16 protein-coding genes are annotated in these 19760 nt (G+C 65.4%); 9 read left to right on the top strand and 7 right to left on the bottom strand.

Features of this window, described 5'->3' with window-relative positions; all coding sequences use genetic code 11:
* Positions 1-80 precede the first annotated feature (80 nt).
* The 3 genes from smc to X265_RS28470 all read right to left on the bottom strand — a co-directional run bounded on the left by smc (position 81) and on the right by X265_RS28470 (position 5036).
* The gene (gene smc, locus X265_RS28480; RefSeq protein ID WP_128967843.1) at positions 81-3545 is read right to left on the bottom strand and encodes a chromosome segregation protein SMC; all 3465 of its coding nucleotides are present in this window, start codon (positions 3543-3545) and stop codon (positions 81-83) included.
* A 217-nt stretch (positions 3546-3762) separates the two neighbouring features.
* Positions 3763-4419: a DsbA family protein gene (locus X265_RS28475; RefSeq protein ID WP_128967842.1), complete on the bottom strand. Its 657-nt coding sequence runs from the start codon at positions 4417-4419 to the stop codon at positions 3763-3765.
* Positions 4420-4544: 125 nt separating this feature from the next.
* On the bottom strand, positions 4545-5036 hold the full coding sequence (locus X265_RS28470) for a DUF721 domain-containing protein (RefSeq protein WP_128967841.1): 492 nt from the start codon (positions 5034-5036) through the stop codon (positions 4545-4547).
* Positions 5037-5158: 122 nt separating this feature from the next.
* On the opposite strand from X265_RS28470, the gene mutY reads away from it, so the two are divergent.
* Positions 5159-6277, top strand: coding sequence for an A/G-specific adenine glycosylase (mutY, locus tag X265_RS28465; RefSeq protein ID WP_164938835.1), 1119 nt, complete (start codon positions 5159-5161; stop codon positions 6275-6277).
* A gap of 51 nt (positions 6278-6328) precedes the next feature.
* Entirely contained in the window at positions 6329-6748 is a 420-nt protein-coding gene (locus X265_RS28460; RefSeq protein WP_128967839.1) for a PaaI family thioesterase, read from the top strand.
* Positions 6749-6935: 187 nt separating this feature from the next.
* On the opposite strand, the gene X265_RS28455 is transcribed toward X265_RS28460, so the two are convergent.
* On the bottom strand, positions 6936-8210 hold the full coding sequence (locus X265_RS28455) for a flavin-dependent oxidoreductase (RefSeq protein WP_128967838.1): 1275 nt from the start codon (positions 8208-8210) through the stop codon (positions 6936-6938).
* 142 nt (positions 8211-8352) lie between these two features.
* On the opposite strand from X265_RS28455, the gene X265_RS28450 reads away from it, so the two are divergent.
* On the top strand, positions 8353-8973 hold the full coding sequence (locus X265_RS28450) for a glutathione S-transferase family protein (protein ID WP_128967837.1): 621 nt from the start codon (positions 8353-8355) through the stop codon (positions 8971-8973).
* Between the two features lie 115 nt (positions 8974-9088).
* Here the strand turns inward: X265_RS28450 and X265_RS28445 are convergent, their stop codons facing one another.
* The gene (locus X265_RS28445) at positions 9089-10012 is read right to left on the bottom strand and encodes a LysR family transcriptional regulator (RefSeq protein ID WP_128967836.1); all 924 of its coding nucleotides are present in this window, start codon (positions 10010-10012) and stop codon (positions 9089-9091) included.
* Between the two features lie 91 nt (positions 10013-10103).
* Between X265_RS28445 and X265_RS28440 the strand changes: the two genes are divergently transcribed.
* The 5 genes from X265_RS28440 (at position 10104) to X265_RS28420 (ending at position 16300) form a co-directional block, all read left to right on the top strand.
* Positions 10104-10547, top strand: a complete 444-nt coding sequence (locus X265_RS28440) for a nuclear transport factor 2 family protein (protein WP_128967835.1) — start codon at positions 10104-10106, stop codon at positions 10545-10547.
* A gap of 134 nt (positions 10548-10681) precedes the next feature.
* On the top strand, positions 10682-10825 hold the full coding sequence (locus X265_RS42340; protein ID WP_430648577.1) for a hypothetical protein: 144 nt from the start codon (positions 10682-10684) through the stop codon (positions 10823-10825).
* Between the two features lie 178 nt (positions 10826-11003).
* A complete protein-coding gene (locus tag X265_RS28430; protein ID WP_347339906.1) occupies positions 11004-11477 on the top strand; it encodes a biliverdin-producing heme oxygenase in 474 nt (157 codons plus the stop codon).
* Positions 11474-14017 (top strand): HWE histidine kinase domain-containing protein, encoded by a 2544-nt coding sequence (locus tag X265_RS28425; protein ID WP_128967834.1) that lies wholly within the window; start codon positions 11474-11476, stop codon positions 14015-14017. Before X265_RS28430 ends, X265_RS28425 begins: the two co-directional genes overlap by 4 nt.
* Positions 14018-14290: 273 nt before the next feature.
* Positions 14291-16300 (top strand): HAMP domain-containing methyl-accepting chemotaxis protein, encoded by a 2010-nt coding sequence (locus X265_RS28420; protein WP_128967833.1) that lies wholly within the window; start codon positions 14291-14293, stop codon positions 16298-16300.
* A 52-nt stretch (positions 16301-16352) separates the two neighbouring features.
* Here X265_RS28420 and X265_RS28415 read toward each other — a convergent pair whose 3' ends face one another.
* Both X265_RS28415 and X265_RS28410 read right to left on the bottom strand, forming a co-directional pair.
* Entirely contained in the window at positions 16353-17033 is a 681-nt protein-coding gene (locus tag X265_RS28415) for a glutathione S-transferase family protein (RefSeq protein ID WP_128967832.1), read from the bottom strand.
* Positions 17034-17182: 149 nt separating this feature from the next.
* On the bottom strand, positions 17183-18313 hold the full coding sequence (locus X265_RS28410) for a site-specific DNA-methyltransferase (RefSeq protein WP_128967831.1): 1131 nt from the start codon (positions 18311-18313) through the stop codon (positions 17183-17185).
* Between the two features lie 404 nt (positions 18314-18717).
* Here X265_RS28410 and ypfJ point away from each other — a divergent pair, with 404 nt between their 5' ends.
* The gene (gene ypfJ / locus X265_RS28405; protein ID WP_128967830.1) at positions 18718-19662 is read left to right on the top strand and encodes a KPN_02809 family neutral zinc metallopeptidase; all 945 of its coding nucleotides are present in this window, start codon (positions 18718-18720) and stop codon (positions 19660-19662) included.
* Positions 19663-19760 lie beyond the last annotated feature (98 nt).

Genomic DNA, 19760 nt, shown 5'->3' with positions numbered 1-19760 from the left:
CGTCAACCGAGAAGCCGCGGCGTACTGGATCATCCGCCTTCGCGGATGATGACGTCAATGGGTGCGGAACGGTCGCTATATCACGCCACGTTCTGGTCGAGGATGTCCACCGCCTCGGCCAGGCTCACCGACACGAGTTGCGAGACGCCGCGCTCGGCCATGGTGACGCCGAACAGCCGGTTCATCCGCGCCATCGTGATCGGATTGTGCGTGATGATGATGAAGCGCGTGTCGGTCGAGCCGGTCATTTCGTGCAGGAGGTTGCAGTACCGTTCGACGTTGTGGTCGTCGAGCGGCGCGTCGACTTCGTCCAGCACGCAGATCGGCGAGGGATTGGTCAGGAACACCGCGAAGATCAGCGCCATCGCGGTCAGCGCCTGCTCGCCGCCCGAGAGCAGCGACAGCGTCTGCGGCTTCTTGCCCGGGGGCTTGGCAATGATTTCGAGACCGGCTTCCAACGGGTCGTCGCTCTCGATCAGGTGCAGCGCCGCCTCGCCACCGCCGAACAGCTCGACGAACAGGCGCTTGAAGTGGTTGTTGACGATCTCGAACGAGGTCAGGAGCCGCTCGCGCGCTTCCTTGTTGAGACTCTGGATGCCCTGGCGCAGCCGCTTGATGGCCTCGACCAGGTCATCGCGCTCGGTGACCAGGCCGGTGTGCTGTGTCTCGACCTCGCGCAGCTCTTCCTCGGCGCGCAAATTGACGGCGCCGAGGCGCTCGCGGTCTCGGCGCATCTTTTCGAGGTCTTCCTCGATGTCGTGCAGCGGCGGCAGCGCGGTGCCGGGCTCGATCTCGGCAAGGCCGGCGACGGCCTGCGGCTCGACCTCGAGCATGTCGCGGATCTCGCGCTCGATGTCCTCGAGCCGGCGCCGCGCGCCTTCCATGCGCTCCTCGGCGCGGGCGGTGGCCTCGCGGGCACTGGACAGCGCTTCCAGCGTCAGCTTGGCGACGCGGTCGGTCTCGGCCATCGCGCTTTCCGCGGTGGCGAGCGCGTCGGCGGCCATGCGGCGGTCGTTCTCCGCGTACTCGATCTCGGTGATCAGCGCGCTGCGCTTCTCGGCGAACACGGCCGGCGCGTTTTCGAGCTCGCTGCGCTCGATCGTGAGCTCGGCGATACGGGCCTGGATGGTGTCGATGTGGGAGGCCGCGCTCTCCTTGCGGTTCTGCCACTCGGTGCGCTCGGCGAGGATCGCCTGCACGCGCCGGTCGGCAAGCTCGGCCTCGCGCGCCAGTGCCTGCGCTTCGGCGCGGACCTGGGCGGCGATGCGGCGATGGTTTTCGATGTCGCTGCGGACGGCGGCGAGGCGGGTCTCGGTGTCCTCGCTCGACGGCAGCTCGCTGATGCCCGCCTCGGCATATTCGTAGGCGGCTTCGGCCTCGGCGCGGTCGGCGGCGAGACGGCTGTGCGCTTCCGACAGCGTCGCCTTGCGCGCGGCGTGGCGGCTGATCTCACGCTCCGCTGTGGCATGGCGCTCGCGCGCGACGTTCAGCTCGCGCTGCGCGGCGCGCCAGGCTTCGCGGCTGGCGCCTTCGGTGTTGGCCGCCATCTGCAATTCGGACTCGGCATTCTCCAGCGCCTGGCGCTTGATCTGCGCGTCGATGCGGGCCTGCTCCAGCTCGTTCTCGATGTCGACGAGCCGGGCGCGTTCGGCGAGGCGCCGGGCCGCGCCCGTCGGGGCGTGCGCGGCGGCGACGAAGCCGTCCCAGCGCCAGACGTCGCCTTCGGGCGAGACCAGCCGCTGGCCGGTCTTGAGCTGCGAGACCAGCTCGGCGCCGCGCTCGCGTGGCACCACGCCGATCTGCGCCAGGCGGCGCGTCAGCTCGGCAGGCGCCTGAACGTGATTGGCGAGCGGGGTGACGCCTTCCGGCAGCTCCGGATCGCCTTCGGCGTGTCCGACATTGGTCCAGCGCATCGGCGCGGACGGGTCGATCGGTGCATCGAGATCGTCGCCGAGAGCGGCGCCGATCGCCTTCTCAAAACCCTTGTCGACGGTGATGCCGTCGATGATCGGCGGCCACAGATTCTTGGTCTCGCCATTGAGGATCTTGGAGATCGTGCGCGCTTCGGTTTCGAGCCGCTGTGCGCGCTTGTCGGCTTCGACCAGCGGCGAGCGCGAGGCCTCCAGCGTCTGGCGGGCGGCAACATGCGCAGCTTCGCTCGCCTGCGCCGCGGCTTCGGAAGCGGCCAGCGTCTGCTCGGCCGTCTCGACCGCCGCGGTCAGCTCGTCGAGATCGCCGAAGCCGCCGGTCTCGGCTGCGAGCTTCTGCTCTTCCGCCGCGACGTTCGCGATCTCCTGGTCGAGCCGGGCGAGCTTGTCGCGATGAGTGCGGACGTTGGCTTCGAGCTGGTTGCGCTTGGCCGTGAGGTCGGCGAGCGCGGTGGTGAGCTCGGCGAATTGCTGCTCGGTCTCGGTCAGCACCGCCTCGGCTTCGGCGACGCGCTCGTCGACGCCGGAACGCTTCTCGACGCGCGACTTGATCTCTTCCTTCAGCTCGGCGTCTTCGGTGTCGAGCCGCTGCAGCGCGACGTCGGCGTCCATGGTTTGCTGCTGGGCACGGGAAATGTCGCCCTCGAACTGGGCGAGGCGGCGCTCAAGCTCGGCGACGCGCTCCTTGGCGCGCTCCTCCTCGCGGTCGAGCTGCTCGCGGGCATTGGTCAGGCGCTGCAGCCCGGCCGCGGCGCGCGCCTCGGCATCGCGCAGCGCCGGCATCTCGGCGGCGCGAATCGCCTGGATGCGGGCGGCTTCGGCTTGGTGCTGGGTCCGCTCGGCCATCTCGCGGACGGCAAGATCGTGAGTCTGGCCGGATTCGTTGACATCGGCATGGGCGCCGATCCAGCGCAGGTGGAACAGCGTGGCTTCGGCCTTGCGGACCTTGGCGGCGACCTCGCGGTAGCGCACGGCCTGGCGGGCCTGCTTCTTCAGGCCTTCCATTTGCCCTGCGAGCTGGCCGATCACATCCTCGACGCGGGTGAGGTTGGTCTCGGCCGCCTTCAGCCGCAGCTCGGCCTCGTGGCGGCGGGCGTGCAGACCGGCGACGCCGGCGGCGTCTTCCAGCACGCGGCGGCGTTGCTCGGGCTTGGCCTGGATGATCTCGCCGATCTTGCCCTGGTGGACGAGAGCCGGCGAGCGCGCGCCGGTGGCTGCGTCCGCGAACAGGATCTGCACGTCGCGGGCGCGCACGTCGCGGCCGTTGATGCGGTAGACCGAACCGGCTTCGCGCTCGATGCGGCGGGAGATTTCCAGAATCTGGCTGTCGTTCATCGCCGCAGGCGCGGTGCGATCGGCATTGTCGATCGTCATCGTCACTTCGGCGTGGTTGCGCGCAGGACGGTTGCCGGAGCCGGCGAAGATCACCGCGTCCATGTCGGCGGCGCGCAAGCTCTTGTACGAGGTCTCGCCCATCGCCCAGCGCAGCGCTTCGACGAGGTTCGACTTGCCGCAACCGTTGGGCCCGACCACGCCGGTGAGGCCGGGCTCGATGACGAAGTCCGTGGGCTCAACGAAGGACTTGAAGCCGTGAAGGCGCAGGCGGGTGATTTTCATAAGCACGCATCTCTGTTGGCAGGCGCGAATCCCCCTGCCGGGACAATACCATGGAAAGGCAATGTCGCTGTCTGGGCGAGTCGCGCGGGGCGCCTCATGCGGCGGACAATGGCCGCGGTGCGCCGTGAGGGCAACCTGCGAAAGCCGCTTTTCCCAAGGGATTTATGCCGGGAAAGCTACGGCTTTTGAGATGCGAATCAGGATCTTGACGAGCGAATCAGCTCTTCAGCAGCGGATTGATCTTCTTGGCGAACTCCTCGAACGAGGCCTCGCCCTTGATCTTCTCGCCGTTGATGAAGAAGGTCGGCGTGGAATCGACCTTCAGCACGTCGCTGGCATATTTCTGGTCGGCGGCGATCTTGTCGAGCAGGGCCTGGTCCTTCAGACAGGTCTCGACCTGCTGCTGGGTGAGGCCGGCCTGCTTGCCGATCCGCGTCAGCGTCTCCGTGGTGTTCTTCACCACCCAGTCGTTCTGCTGCCGGAACAGCATGTCGGTGACGGCGAAGTACTTCGCCGCGTCATCCTTGGCGATGCAGCGCGACAGCATCGAGCCGGCGGCGGCTTTGATGTCGAGTGGGAACTCGCGGAAGATGTACCGCACCTTGCCGGTGTCGATGTATTCCGACTTGATCTTGGGGAAGACCTGCTCGTTGAAGGCCGCGCAATGCGGGCAGGTCATGGAGGCGTATTCGGTGATGGTGACGGCGGCGTCCTTCGGACCCAGCGCCATGTCGGGGAGCGACACGGGCTTCGCCACATCAGCGGCGGACTGCGCCATGGCCTCTGAGATGAACCGCAGCGGCGAGAACCCGGCGAGCGCGGCAAGCCCGGTCAGCGACAGCATCGTGGTGAAGGCGCGGCGGGTGATGATCAAGGTCGGCTCCCGGATTGGCTGGTCTTTGCCCGAGTTCCCCCCGGACGGCCTGTCGCTAGCTTGAAACGTGGTTTGAGGCAATGGCGAGCGGCAAGGACAGGTTCAGATTGGCAGCGGAATAAGGCTCAATTTCGCTTGATGGCGGCCCCGAGCCGCGCCAGTGCCGACTTGAGCTCTTCATCTTCGATCGCGCCCAGGCCTTCTGCGACCTTGGCAACGGCCTTGGGGTCCGGCGGCCCGGGCCGCTTTCGGGCCCGGGGGCGCGAGAGGGGAGCCTGGCGGAAGGCGAGCTTGCCGACCGCGCCCCAGCCGAAGAAGCGGTTGACCCGCTCCAGGATCACGTCGGCCGAGTGCTGGATCTCCAGCGCCATCGGCCCCTCGACCCGCAGCACCAGCGTTGCCGGCTCCTGCGGCTGGCCCTCGACCGGCCGTGGCCACTGCATCTTCAGAGGCTCGGCATGAGCGGCGATCTCAGCCCCCGCGATCTGCGGCCACCGCGTCACCAGCTCGCGCGCCGCAAACCCCTGCTTGGCATAGGCCTCGGCAAAGACGTCGTCGAGCAGGATCCCGAGCGGCTTGGCGCTGATGGGGCCGGGTTTGGGAGGGAATTTGGCCATGGGGCCTTATAGCATTTCGGCGGGTGGGCCACAGACTTCTCGCGGCGAAGAAAGACGTGGATGCCCGCGACGGGCGCGCGCCTGACGTGGAGAGGCCGGCACGTTGCCGCTACAGTAAGAGCATGAGCCCCAAATCTGCCCTGAAGGCGAAATCGGAACCCGGTCAGTCGGAGACCGTGTCGCGTCCGATCGCTCTGCTCGCCTGGTACGACCGCCATCGCCGCAGGCTGCCCTGGCGGGCTGCGCCCGGAGAGACATCCGATCCGTATCGCGTCTGGCTGTCGGAGATCATGCTGCAGCAGACCACGGTGAAGGCGGTGGGGCCGTATTTCGAAAAGTTCGTCGCGCGCTGGCCCGAGGTCACGGCGTTGGGGAACGCCTCGCAGGATGACGTGCTGCGGATGTGGGCCGGGCTCGGCTATTACTCGCGCGCACGCAATCTCCATGCCTGCGCCGTTGCGGTGACGCGCCAGCATGGCGGCGTCTTCCCCGACACGGAGGAGGGCCTGCGGGCGCTGCCGGGCATCGGGCCCTACACGGCGGCTGCGATCGCGGCGATCGCGTTCGATCGCCACACCATGCCCGTCGACGGCAATATCGAGCGCGTGGTGTCGCGCCTGTTTGCGGTGGAGGAGGAGCTGCCGCAGGCGAAGCCGCTGATCCAGCAGCTGGCGGCGACGCTGCTGGCTAACTCTCGCGCCGGCGACAGCGCACAGGCGTTGATGGATCTGGGCGCCTCGATCTGCACGCCGAAGAAGCCGGCCTGCTCGCTGTGCCCATTGAACGAGGATTGCAAGGCCCGCACGCTCGGCACGCAGGAGACGTTTCCGCGCAAGGCGCCGAAGAAGGGCGGAGCGTTGCGGCGCGGCGCCGCCTTCGTCGTCACGCGCGGCGACGAGCTGCTGGTCCGCTCAAGACCGGAAAAGGGACTGCTCGGCGGCATGACCGAGGTGCCGGGCTCGAACTGGCTCGCCGGCCAGGAGGATGCGACCGCAAGACAGCAGGCGCCTGACTTAAAGGGGTTGTCGCGCTGGCAGCGCAAGGTCGGCGTCGTCAATCACGTCTTCACGCATTTCCCGCTGGAGCTTGTGGTCTACACCGCGAAGGCCCAACCCCGCACGCGCGCGCCCGCGGGCATGCGCTGGGTGCCGATCGCAACCCTGGCCGACGAGGCGCTGCCCAACGTCATGCGCAAGGTGATCGCGCATGCGCTGAATCTGCCGTCGGGCCCATCCTCCTGACAGCACGCTGGCAGCTGGGTCGCGCTATCGGGTGCGATATGGAGGCTGCCAATGATCAAGACCGCGCTCGACAACTTCAAGAGACCGCCCTGTGCCGAGCTGCTCGGATGGCGGCTGCTCGATGCCCGCCCAGAAGAGGGCTGGATCAAGCTCGGCTTCGAAGGCAAGCCTGAGTTCTGCAATCCCGCAGGATTCATCCAGGGCGGCATGCTCTCCGCGATGCTCGACGACAGCATGGGGCCGGCCGTGCTGGTGATGAGCGAAGGTCGGCTCTACACCACGACGATCAGCATGACCGTGAATTTCCTGGCGCCCGCGAAGCCGGGACCGATCATCGGCGAAGCGAAGGTGAGACAGCTCGGCAAGACCATTGCGTTCGTCGAGGCGAAGCTGATTGCCGAGGATGGCACCGTGCTGGCGACGGCGAGCGCGAGCGAGCGCCTGCTGGAGGCGGCGAGGGTGGTGAAGTGAGGCGGGCGCCGCTCTATCACTCCCTCGCCCCGTTCTTACGAGGAGAGGGTGGGGTGAGGGGCCTCTCTCAACGCGCGAGGTGACCGTGAGACCTGTACCCCCTCACCCGGATTGCATCTTCGATGCAATCGGACCTCTCCCCGCAGGCGGGCTAGGTGAAGGAGGGAGCCTGCGGCTCCATTGTTGGCTAACTCGCGCGCGCGTCCTTGCTCACGATCGGCGGCTTCGCATTCAGCGCCTCGACCTGGAACCCCGCCACGCGCTTGTAATTCGCGGCGATGTCTTCCAGCTCCTGCTGCGACAGCACGTCTGTGACGACCTTGTACCCGTCAGGCGCGCGCTCCTCGACGAGTTGCATGACCTGCTCGGGGCCGTTCTTGCGGTTGAGCAGCACGAGGTCGGTGGTCGCCGGCCGCCGCTCGGCTTCATAGGCGAGCAGCGCCTCCGTCGTCGGGCCATGCCTCAGGATCTCGCGCGTGATGGTTCGAGCATCGAGGATCGCCTGCGAAGCGCCGTTCGAGCCGATCGGGTACATCGGGTGCGCGGCGTCCCCCATCAGCGTGACCTTGCCAAAAGTCCATTGCGACACCGGATCGCGGTCCACCAGCGGATATTCGTAGGCGTGCGGGCAGTTCCTGATCAGGCCGGGCACGTCGAGCCAGTCGAATGTCCAGCTCTCGAACCACGGCAAGAACTCTTCCAGCCGGGCGGTGCGGTTATAGTCCTCGCGTCGCCATTGATAGGTCGGCGGCATATGGCGCTCGGCGACCCAGTTGATCAGGTGGTTGCCGTTCGCGTCCGGCTCCTTCGAGATCGGATAGCAGACGAATTTCAGGATCTCGTGGCCCGCCATGATCATGGTGCGGCCGGTGAGGAAGGCCTTTGCCGGTGTCACGCCGCGCCAGAGGATGCGGCCGTTCCAGATCGGGGGGCCCTCGTTGGGATAGAGCTTTTCTCGCGCGGCGGAATGGATTCCGTCGGCGGCGATCATGATCGCGCCTTCGTAAGTCCCCGCGGCCTTGCCGGTCGCCCTGTCGACGAAGTCGGCCCTAACGCCGGCCGCCGTCTCGCTCCAGCCGGTCAGATGATGGCTGGTGAGGATGTTGTCGCGGCCCAGCCGCTCGATCGCGGCGTCGAGCAGGATCTGCTGCAGCGTGCCGCGATGAATCGAGAATTGCGGCCATTTGTAGCCGGCCTCGAGCCCGCGCGGCTCGCTCCAGATCGGTTTGCCGTGCTTGGAGAAATAGGCGAGCTCGCGGGTGCGCACGCCGCTGGCGTCCAGCTTGTCCAGCAGCCCGAGCTCGATCAGCTCGCGCACCGCATGTGGCAGCACGTTGATGCCGACGCCGAGCGGCTTCAGTTCCGCAACGCTCTCGAACACTTTTACGGGAACGCCGATCTGATGCAGGCTGAGCGCAAGCGTCAACCCGCCGATGCCGCCGCCGGCGATGAGTACCGTCATGAGAAAGCCCCTCCAATTGCAGGCGTCTTGGCACAGCGGGCCGGCCGTGGGCAACTGCGAAGAGTAACAACACCGGAGAATGCCGTGCTATGGACGCCGGGACCGGCAGTCGTTAATTTCCGGGTTTCCCATGAGGTCCGACATGCTCAAGCTCTACTACGCCACCGGCACCTGCGCTCTCGCCACCTACATCACCCTCGAGGAGGCCGGCGCCGACTACACGGCCGAACGGCTGAGCTTCAAGGACAACCAGCAGAACAGCCCGGATTATCTCGCCATCAACCCGAAGGGCCGCGTCCCGGCGCTGGTCACCGATCGCGGTGTCCTGACAGAGACGCCGGCGATGCTGGCCTACCTCGCGCAAGTCTTCCCCAAGGCGAAGCTCGCGCCGCTCGACGATGCCTTCGACTTCGCGCAAGTGCAGTCGTTCAACTCCTATCTCTGCTCGACCGTGCACATCAACCATGCCCACAAGATGCGCGGCGCGCGCTGGGCGACGCAAGAAAGCTCGTTCGCCGACATGAAGGCGATGGTGCCGAAGACCATGGCCGCCTGCTTCAAGCTGATCGAACAGAGGATGTTCAGGGGACCGTGGGTGATGGGCGACCAGTTCACGGTCTGCGATCCCTATCTCTACACGCTCTCGACCTGGCTCGAAGGCGACAGCGTCGACATCAACGCCACGCCGAAGATCGCCGATCATTTCAAGCGCATGTCCGACCGGCCCGCCGTAGCAAAGGTGATGGCCGCGCAGAAGGCCTGAGGACGTCGGCTTCGTAGGGTGGGTTGGTCCTGCAGATGCGTTTCGCGCATCTGCAGGACGTAACCCGCCAACTTCCGTTTCCGCGGAGACAAACAGCGGTGGATTACGCCTTCGGCTAATCCACCCTACGGCCCTTCCTCTCCAACTCCCGCCCCGTCTCCAGCATCAGTCGCCGCAACCAGATCGAGCCCGGGTCCATCTGCGCCCGCGTCGGGTAGAACATGAACTGCTCGTCGATCCCGGGATCGAGCGGCGGCGTCACCGTCACAAGCCCGAGCTGTTTCGACAGTGCCGCGATCAACCGGCGTGGCACGAAGGCGACGAGGTCGGTGCGGGCGGCGACGTGCAGGGCCTCGAGATAGCCAGGCACCACGAGTGAGATATGCCGCTCGATACCCTTGGATCGCAGCCAGGTGTCGATCAGATCCTCAGCATTGCCGCGGATGATCACGCCGAGATGGCGTGCGGCGAGGAACGTCTCCCGCCGCTTCAGCTTCGGTGCATGCGGATGGCCGCGCCGGACCGCCAGTGCGTCGCTGTCGGTGTAGAGCAGCTGGCGGTGAAAGCCCTTGAAGGCGTTGCCGATCGAGATCACGAGATCGATGGTGCGGGCGAACTCGGCGTGGAAGATCGCCGGCCCCCGCCAAGGCACCACGTCGATGCGGACGTTGGGAGCAAAGCGCGTCACCCTCTCCATCAAAGGTGGCATCAACAGCTCGACGGCGAGGTCAGGCATCATCAGCCGGAATGCTCGCTCGCTGCGCGCGGCGTCGAACGCCTCCGGCACGAGCAGTCCGCGCACCTGGTCGAGTGCCTGCGCCAGCGGCGCGCGCAGGGCCTGGGCCCGCGGCGTCAGCTCCATCCGTGCGCCGGTGCGGACCAGCAGCGGATCGCCGAAGATGTCGCGCAGGCGTTGCAGCGCGTGGCTCGTGGCCGGTTGCGACAGCCCGATGCGCATGGCGGCCCGGCTGACATTGGCCTCGCGCAGCAGCGCGTCGAGCGCGGTCAATAGATTGAGGTCGAGCGAATTCAAATTCATAGAATGAATAGATATCATATTCTCTATCGATTTGAAGAATTCCGATCGGGCGGCGATGTTCTCCGTGTTGCCACTAGCAGGAGATGCCGCCATGAGCACGAGCGCCAACAAGAAACTGATGCAGGAAATCTTTGCCGCCGCCGCCAGCCCCGATCCGGCCGTGCGCGACCGCTCCCTGTTCACCGCAAGCCTTGCCGACGATGCCAGATGGGTCGTGACCGGTCAGTATTCCTGGTCGCGCACCTTCGCAGGCAAGGAGGCGATCCTGAACGATCTGCACGGCTATGTGCGCACTCGTCTCCGCGACCGAACCCGCACGATCGCTCACCGCTTCATCGCCGATGACGATATAGTCGTGGTGGAGGCCAAGGGCGACAACGTCACCCCTAAGGGCGTGCGCTACGACAACGATTACTGTCTCGTATTCCAGTTCGAGAACGGCAAGATCAAGGAGATCCGCGAGTATTGCGACTCGGTGCTGACCGAGAAGGCGCTCGGCCCGTTTCCGCAGGCGGCTGTGAGGGCTGAAGGCTGAGCGCGCTGAGCCGCGTCGCTGTGTTCGGCCGGCTGGGTCGACGGCCGCGAGGCACGGTCCCGCGAGCCTAGCGGTCGCTCACGAGACGCTGCCTTTGAACAAGAGCGTCGCGCGACCGGTCTCAGCTCGCGACCATGACCGAGAGGGAGCTTCAGGACATTGGGGTGACCAGAGCGGAGAGCGAATACCAGATCGGCAAGCTTTCACGATGGAGACAGGTCAGAGGGCGCGGCCAAGCCACGCCCTCTGATTTCTTCAATCTCGGCGGGAACCTTTGAGTTCCGCCGGCATTTCCTTCGCTTCCGGGGCAATTGCGCGCCGGCTTTGCGCGCGCGTGGGAATTCTATGCTGGCTGGGGCTTCGGACGTTTCAATACAGGTGTGCCGCAACTTTCCCGGATTCCGCGAACGATTGAGAGATGCCACTGCGACCGCACATCGGGAGCTCGATGCTCGGATGTCCGCCTTCGATCTCACCCTCTCGTCTGGCTACCGTCGTTTCCTTCAGGCCAGCGCGGGCGCGCTGTTGCCGCTCGAAGCGGCGCTTGTGGATGCGGGCGTCGCCAAAATGTTTTCGGACTGGCCGGAGCGTACGCGTAGTGCCGCGATCGCGGCCGATCTCGATCAGCTTGGCGGGACTGCGCACGCCACTGTCTCGGTGCGGCCACTGACGGCCAGCGGGATCATCGGCACAATGTACGTGCTGGAAGGCTCTCGCCTCGGTGCCAAATTTTTGTTGAAGGCGGTCGCAGCTGCGGCGGATCCGCGCATCCGCGAGGCCACGGCGTATCTCAGCCACGGGAACGGTAAGCGACTGTGGCAGAGCTTCCTGTCGAAGCTTGCCTGCGAGGAGTCCTGCGACGAGGGCGAGGCGATCGAGGCCGCGCGCAGCGCCTTTGCGGCTTTCGAGCGGGCGGTAGATCGCTCATGAACGAGACGGTCAATCTCACCAATTGCGATCGCGAGCCGATCCACATTCCAGGGAGTGTGCAGCCGTTCGGATTCCTGCTGGCGCTGCTGTCGGATTTCACGATCTGCATGATCTCGGACAATGCCGGCGAGTTTCTGGGCGGCGACGTTACCGACTTCTTGCAACGGCCGCTTGCCGAGGTCTTCTGCGCTGCCGCGATCGACACTGTCCGCCGCCGCGTCGACCAGCTAGGCGGGCCCGACTCGACCGAGCGTGTTTTTGGCGTCGAGATCCAGCTCGGCAGGCCGCTCTACGATCTCGCGATCCATTTCTCGGGCGCCTATCTCGTCGTGGAGGCCGAGCCCAGCGTCATCGAGCCCGGCGTCAATTCCGGCGAACTGGTGCGGCGGATGTTGGAACGCATCCGCAAAGCCCGCGGCACGACGGAGCTTGCCCGCGAGGCTGCGCGTCAGCTGAAGGTGCTGACCGGCTTCGATCGCGTCATGGTCTATCAGTTTCATCCCGATGGTTCGGGCGAGGTGATAGCGGAAGCGGCAGAAGCGGGGCTCGAACAATTTCTGGGCCTGCACTACCCAGCGTCCGACATCCCGAAACAGGCCCGTGTCCTCTATCAGCGCAATTGGCTACGTATCATTGCCGACATCAACGCAAAGCCCGCTGCGCTGCTTTCGACGGCCGCACATAATGCCGGTCTGCTCGATCTTTCCATGAGCGTGCTGCGCTCTGTGTCGCCGATCCATATCGAGTATTTGCGCAATATGGGCGTCGCCGCCTCGATGTCGGTGTCGATCCTGCGCGACGGCAAGCTATGGGGGCTGTTCGCCTGCCATCACTATTCACCACGCTACATTTCGTTCGACAAACGTACCGCCTCCGAACTGTTCGGGCAGATGTTCTCCTGGATCGTCGAGGGACGCGAGCGCGAGGACGATGCGGCTTACGAGGCCAATGCCCATAAGATACAGGAACGGTTGATCGAGATCGCGGCGACGCACGAGCACAGTCGGCGGGCGATCGTCGATTTTGTCGGTGATTACCGGAAGATGATCGCCTGCGATGGTGTGGCGGTCTGGTCCGACAACGCGGTCACACTCCACGGCGAGACACCCACGCAGGAGGAGGTGAAGGATCTCGTCGCCTTCATCAACAGAACCTCGCCGGGACGCATTTGCGCCAGCGCGGAGATCGCCAAGCTTTATGCGGCCGGCGAGGTGTTCCGCGACCGCGCCGCCGGCTTCCTCGCCATTCCGATCTCGAGGACCCCGCGCGACTGCCTGATCTTCTTCCGTCGCGAGGTGACGCGGTCCGTCAACTGGGCTGGCGCCCCCGAAAAAGTTTACGAGGAAGGACCGAACGGCTCGCGTTTGACCCCGCGCAAGAGCTTCGAGGTCTGGCAGCAGACGGTCGCGGGGCAGTCGAAACCATGGTCGGCGGCCGACATCCGCATCGCTGAAAGTCTGCGCGTCACGCTGCTGGAGGTGATCCTGCAATTGTCCGATCTTGCGGCGCGCGAGCGCCGCGGCGCGCAGGAGCGGCAGGAACTGATGATTGCCGAGCTCAATCATCGCGTCCGTAACATTCTGAGCCTCGTTCGCGCGCTGGTGGCGCAGAGCAAGGACACCGCCCGAAGCATCGACGAATTCGCCAACGTTCTCGGCGGCCGGATCCAGGCGCTGGCACGCGCCCACGACCAGATCACCAATCTGAACTGGGCGCCGGTGGCGTTACGTACGCTGCTCGAATCCGAGGCCGGCGCCTATCTCGGCTCACGCGCGGATCGGGTGAAGATCGCTGGCCCGGATGTCGCTCTCGATCCCAAGGCATTCGCGACGCTGGCGCTCGTCATCCACGAGATGATGACCAATTCGGCCAAATACGGCGCGCTCGCCGATTCCACTGGCCAAGTCGAGGTGGTGTGGCAGGTCGACCGAAGTTCGAGCCTCGAAATTGAGTGGAAGGAGAGCGGAGGCCCGCCGGTGCAGCCGCCGTCGCGCCGCGGCTTCGGCACTACGATCATCGAGCGCTCCGTCCCGTTCGACCTGAAGGGCGAAGCGGAAATCCGCTTCGACCTGCTCGGCGTCCAGGCGAGGTTCGTAATCCCGCCTAATTTCGTCGACCTGGTGCCGTCAATGGCGGGAGCCGCCATGCGCGTCGAGGAACAGCAGCCCGTCCGTCCGCGCATCTCGGACACGGCCCTGATCGTCGAGGACAATCTCATCATCGCCATGGCGGCGGAGGTCATCCTGCTCGATCTTGGGGCGCGACATGTCGAGACAGCGGCGAGCGTCGACCAGGCCTTGCGCGCGCTCGCGCGCACGCGTCCGAGCTTTGCGTTGCTCGACCTCAACCTTGGCAATGAGAGCAGCATCAGGGTGGCGCAGAAGTTGAAGGAGCTCGGTGTCCCCTTCATCTTTGCGACCGGCTATGGTGAGCGCGCGCCGATTCCACTCGATCTGGCCTCGGCACCGGTGGTGCAAAAACCTTACACCCTGGAAGTGGTCGAGAACGCCCTCGGCAAGCTACAGCAGGCGATAGCTTGAGTGTGATCGCCGGCACCTTCATTGCAGAGAGCTGCAAACGGCTGCGTGCCTTGCGCCAATGGTCTGCGCAACTGCCGATAATATCAGCAGAGCCTGCGGATACTTCGTAGAGCTCGCGCGAAGAATTTGAAGGTTCAATTAACGAGTGTCCCGCATTGTGTCGCGGTGCAGCGTGAGTCGTACAAAGTGCGAAGCGCGGCTGCCGGGGGCGGCGGCTACGACACCGGAATTGTGCGTCCGTCCGAATTCACATGCATCCGGGTGGACAGTGGAATGCCGAGCTTTCGTTTGCGGATCAGGGGCCGTCTCTATGCCGGCTTCATGACCTTGGTGGCGGTTGGACTGGTGATGGCGGTGGTCGCCGTCTGGAATTTGCGGTCCGTGCAGGACCAGGTCGCACAGCAATCCACGCTCTCGGACAGCACGGCGCGGGTGCTGGAGATTTCGACCGATCTCCAGGCCATCCAGCGCGCCAATCTGCGTTACATCTATGACGCCGACGAAGCCGCGATGAAGGAGGCGTCGGAGCGCGAGGCCGCGGCGACCGAGCTGCTGCAGGTCGGCGCCAAGGGCACGATCTCCGAGGAACGGCGCAGGCTCTACAACGGTCTGATCGCCGACATCGCAAGAATGCGAAGCCTGCGCGACAATCTCGGCGATGCGGTCAATGAAGCGCGAACCGGCAAGGCGACGTTGTTGCCGAGCGGCGACGAATTGACCGCCAAGGTGGCCAAACTGGTCGATGTCGCGCGCGCGGCTGTCGACGAGGACACCGCGTCCCTCGTGGCGGACCTCGAATCCAGGCTGCTTTTCGTCCAGATCGCCAATTGGCGCTTCCTGGCCCTGCGCGACACCAAGGGTCCGGCCAATTTCAGAACGAATGTGGACAGGGCGATGCAGCGGCTTTCGGCGCTCGAAAAGAGCCCGCAGGCGACCGAGTTGCGTGCGACGCTCGCGCCGGTGAAGAGCTCGCTCGGCATCTACAAATCGGCGTTCGAGACCACGTCGGCCGCGATGCTCCAGGCCGACGAGATCTACCACAAGAGTCTCGCGCCGCTGATCGTCGACAGCATTGCCAAGCTCAAGGTTGCCGAGACCACGCTGAAAAGCGACTACAAGAGCTCGCGCAGCCGGGCCGAAGCCGTGATTGACGGCACGACCTCGGTGCAGGAGATCGCGGGCGGGCTGGCCACCCTGTTCGGATTGATCGTTGCCTTCCTGATCGCGCGCAGCATCGTCGGGCCGCTGACCGCGATGACGCGCGCGATGGGGCGGCTCGCCGGCGGCGATCTCGCAATCGAGATCCCCGGGCGCGGCAAGGCCGACGAGATCGGCGACATGGCCAAGGCCATCGAGGTGTTCAAGACCAACATGATCGACACCGAGCGCCTGCGCCGGGAGCAGACCGAGACCGAGGCGCGGCAAGCCGAGGACCGCAAGAAGGACATGGTCCGGCTCGCCGATCAGTTCGAGCAGACGGTCGGCGAGATCGTCGACACCGTGTCGTCGGCCTCGAGCGAACTCGAGGCCTCCGCCGGCACGCTGACCGCCACCGCGACACGGGCCCAGGATCTGTCGACGGAAGTCGCCTCCGCCTCGCAGGAAGCGACCACCAACGTCCAGGCCGTGGCGTCTGCTACCGAACAGCTATCCTCCTCGGTGAGCGAGATCGCGCGTCAGGTTCAGGAATCCGCCCGCATCGCCAGCGAAGCCGTCGGGCAGGTGAGCAAGACCAATGCACGCGTCGGCGAGCTCTCCAAGGCGGCCGCGCGCATCGGCGACGTGGTCGAGCTGATCAGCACGATTGCCGGCCAGACCAACCTGTTGGCGCTGAACGCAACGATCGAGGCGGCGCGTGCGGGCGAAGCAGGCCGCGGCTTTGCCGTGGTCGCCACCGAGGTCAAGGCACTGGCCGAGCAGACCGCAAAAGCCACCGGCGAGATCGCCCAGCAGGTCTCGGGCATCCAGGCCGCGACGGAAGAGTCGGTCGGCTCCATCAGGGAGATCAGCGGCACCATCGAGCGGCTGTCGGAGATTTCCTCCACGGTCGCCGCCGCCGTGGAACAGCAGGGCGCCGCCACGCAGGAAATCTCGCGCAACGTCCAGCAGGCCGCGCACGGCACCCGCCGCGTCTCGACCAACATCGAAGACGTGCAGCGCGGCGCCTCGGAAACCGGCTCGGCGTCTTCGCAGGTACTGTCGGCGGCGCGCTCGCTGTCTTCGGACAGCAGCCGGCTAAAACTCGAGGTGGCGAAATTCCTCGACTCGGTCCACGCCGCCTGAAAGCAAAAGACCACGCGCATGCGCGTGGCCTTTCGTTTACGGCGAAGTGAGATCAGGCCACTTTCGTCGTCATGTGCCTGAACATGTTGGCGCGCGCCTCGTCGTCCATCTCGGCCTTGAAGGTGAACTTGTCCTTCAATGCGATCGCGCGGGCGGCGGCCGGCCGCGCCGAGATCTCGTCCACCAGACGCTTGACGTTCGGATAGCGGGCGAAGGCGTCGTCGCCGAGCTTGAACGGCACCATCCGCGCCCAGCCCCACAGCGCCATGTCGACGATCGAATAGGCATCGCCGACCATGTAACGGCGATCTTTGAGGTGACCGTCGAGAATCTTGTAGTGGCGATCGGTCTCGTACTGATAGCGATTATGAGCGTAATCGTGGTTCTGGTCCTTCGGCGCAAAATGCTTGAAGTGCACGGCCTGACCCGAATACGGCCCGACGCCCGACGCGACGAACATCAGCCAGGACAGCAGCTCGGCGCGGTTGGCGGGAAGGAACTTGCCGGTCTTCTCGGCGAGGTAGAGCAGGATGGCGTTGCTGTCGAACACGATGGTGCCGCCATCGTCGATCGCCGGCACCTTGGCGTTCGGATTGATCTTCAGATAGTCCGGTGCGAACTGCTCGCCCTTGCGGGTGTCGACCTTCACCGGCTCGTAAGGCAGGCCGGCTTCCTCGAGGAACAGCGCGACCTTGGTCGGGTTCGGCGATCCGTTGAAATAGAATTTGAGCATCTGGCATTTCCCCAGTTCTTGTGGTCACGGGCGCCTTCTCATGCCCGAACCCAGTCAGGGGATGCAACCGGCGAGATTGCCGTGCGGTATCTGCGCGCTACGCAGACCGGCCAGCGTAACAAAGGCCGGTCGCCGCCGTAAGGCCGTCGCTATTCCGCCGCCATGCCGGCGCGGATCTCGGCGCGGAGCTCGTCGATCAGCTTGAGGCCCTTCTTGGTCTCGACGTGCCAGAACGTCCAGCCGTTGCAGGCCTGCGCGCCTTGCGCCACCGCGCCGATGCGGTGGATCGAGCCGACCTTGTCGCCGAACATGATGGCGCCGTCGGCACGGACCAGCGCGCCAAGCTTCTTCTTGGCGTCGAACAGTTTGCTGCCGGGCATGATCATGCCGCGCTCGATCAGCTCGGAGAACGCCACGCGCGGCGCTTCGCGCGCGGTCATGAACGGGGCGAGGCTCTCTTCCGGCAGCGGCTCGACCGCGGCGATGCGCGCCTCGGCCGCCTTGGCGTAGGTCTTGTCGCGTTCGAAGCCGATATAGGAGCGGCCGAGACGCTTGGCGACGGCGCCGGTGGTGCCGGTGCCGTTGAAGGGATCGATCACGAGATCGCCGGGCTTCGACGACGACAGCAGCACGCGCGCGAGCAGCCCTTCGGGCTTCTGCGTCGGATGCACTTTCTTGCCGTCGGCGCCCTTGAGGCGCTCCTCGCCGGTGCACAGCGGGATCAGCCAGTCGGACCGTGCCTGCACGTCCTCGTTGGCGGCCTTCAGCGCCTCGTAGTTGAAGGTGTAGCCCTTCGCCTTCTCGTCCCGCGCGGCCCAGATCATGGTCTCGTGCGCGTTGGTGAAGCGGCGGCCGCGGAAGTTCGGCATCGGGTTGGTCTTGCGCCAGACGATGTCGTTCAGGAGCCAGAAGCCGAGGTCCTGCATGATCGCGCCGACGCGGAAGATGTTGTGATACGAGCCGATCACCCAGATCGTCGCCGACGGCTTCATGGCACGGCGCGCGGCCAGCAGCCAGGCGCGGGTGAAATCGTCATAGGCGGAAAATGAATCGAACTTGTCCCAGTCGTCGTTGACGGCATCGACGTGGGACTCGTCGGGGCGCTTGAGGTCGCCCTTGAGCTGAAGATTGTAGGGCGGATCTGCGAACACCAGATCGACGCTACCGGGCTGAAGCCTCGACATCTCGGCGACGCAATCGCCGACGATGATGCTGTGCGAAGCAGACTCGAAATTTGTGCGGGGCGCCTTTGCAGACGCCCCGCGACGCGACACTACCATGACTCAAGAACTCTGACTCAGGCGACGCTGTCGGCGACGCGGGACCAAACAACCGACTGACCGTTACAATGAAGCGGCAAAGTAAAAATCGACTTAACCCGCTGCTTGCGCGAGCGAGACCTGCATCGCATTGCGCGAGCCGGTGGTCGCTTGCATCTGCCGTGTTTTGCAGCGTATTTCGCGCGTCATCGCGCTGCGGCGGCCTCGCGGCGGTCGAATTTCTCTCGGAAAAAAATGCATGGCCCCCGGAAAAAATTGCTGATGCGGGCGCGCTGTCGCACTAGGCAATTTTTGCCGGCCACGATATTGATAAAGGCAACGGAAATTTTACGTATGTGGCGCGTTGAGCTCCGGCGCTCCTGCACCGCCCAATTGACGCCATGAAGACTTGAGGGAAGCCGACCATGCGCTACGATGATTTCCGCCGCAGCGACGATATCGAGGATCGTCGCGACGAGGGCGGCGGAGGATTTGGCGGCGGCGGAGGCGGCGGGTTCGGCTTGCCGATGGGCGGCGGCGGGCTCGGCATCGGCACCATCATCGTGCTCGGCCTGATCGGCTATGCCTTCGGCATCGATCCACGCCTCCTGATCGGCGGCGCCGAGATTCTCTCCGGCGGCGGCCAGGCGCCGAGCTACCAGAGCGACCGTCCGTCGTCCCAGGCCAAGCGCGGTGCGCCCAGCGACGAAATGGGCAGCATGATATCGGGCATCCTTGGCGAGATCGACGATCGCTGGAGCGAGATCTTCCAGGCCTCGGGCCAGTCCTACACCGGCCCGAAGGTCGTGCTGTTCCGCAATGTCACCAATGGCGGCCGCTGCGGCCGGGCCGAGTCGGCGATGGGGCCGTTCTACTGCCCGCCGGACCGTACCATCTTCCTCGACACCTCGTTCTTCCGCGAGGTCGAGACGCGCTTCCACGGCTGCGCCGGCAAGTCGGCGTGCAACTTCACCACCGCCTATATCATCGCGCATGAGGCCGGCCATCATATCCAGAACCTGCTCGGCATCATCCCGAAGGTGACGCAGAAGCAGCAGCAGGCCGGCAGCAAGGCCGAGGCCAATGCGCTCCAGGTCAAGGTCGAATTGCAGGCCGACTGCCTATCCGGCATCTGGGTCAATCGCGAGGCGAAGAAGCGGCCGAACTTCCTCGAGGCCGGCGACATCGACGCGGCCCTGAGCACGGCCAGCGCCATCGGCGACGATACGCTGCAGCGTCAGGCGACCGGGCGCGTCGTGCCCGACTCCTTCACCCACGGCTCGGCCGCGCAGCGCAAGCAATGGTTCATGACGGGCTATCAGCAGGGCACGCTGCAGGCCTGCAACACGTTCGGCGGCGGCGGGCCGTAGCGGTCTTGTGCCTCGGATGCAGTGGCGTCATCCTGAGGTGCTCGCCTCTTCGGCGAGCCTCGAAGGATGGCGGAGCCCGCGGCCCATCCTTCGAGGCT

This window comes from Bradyrhizobium guangdongense (assembly GCF_004114975.1).
GTDB lineage: Bacteria > Pseudomonadota > Alphaproteobacteria > Rhizobiales > Xanthobacteraceae > Bradyrhizobium > Bradyrhizobium guangdongense.
This window is presented reverse-complemented; position numbering and strand designations above follow the sequence as displayed.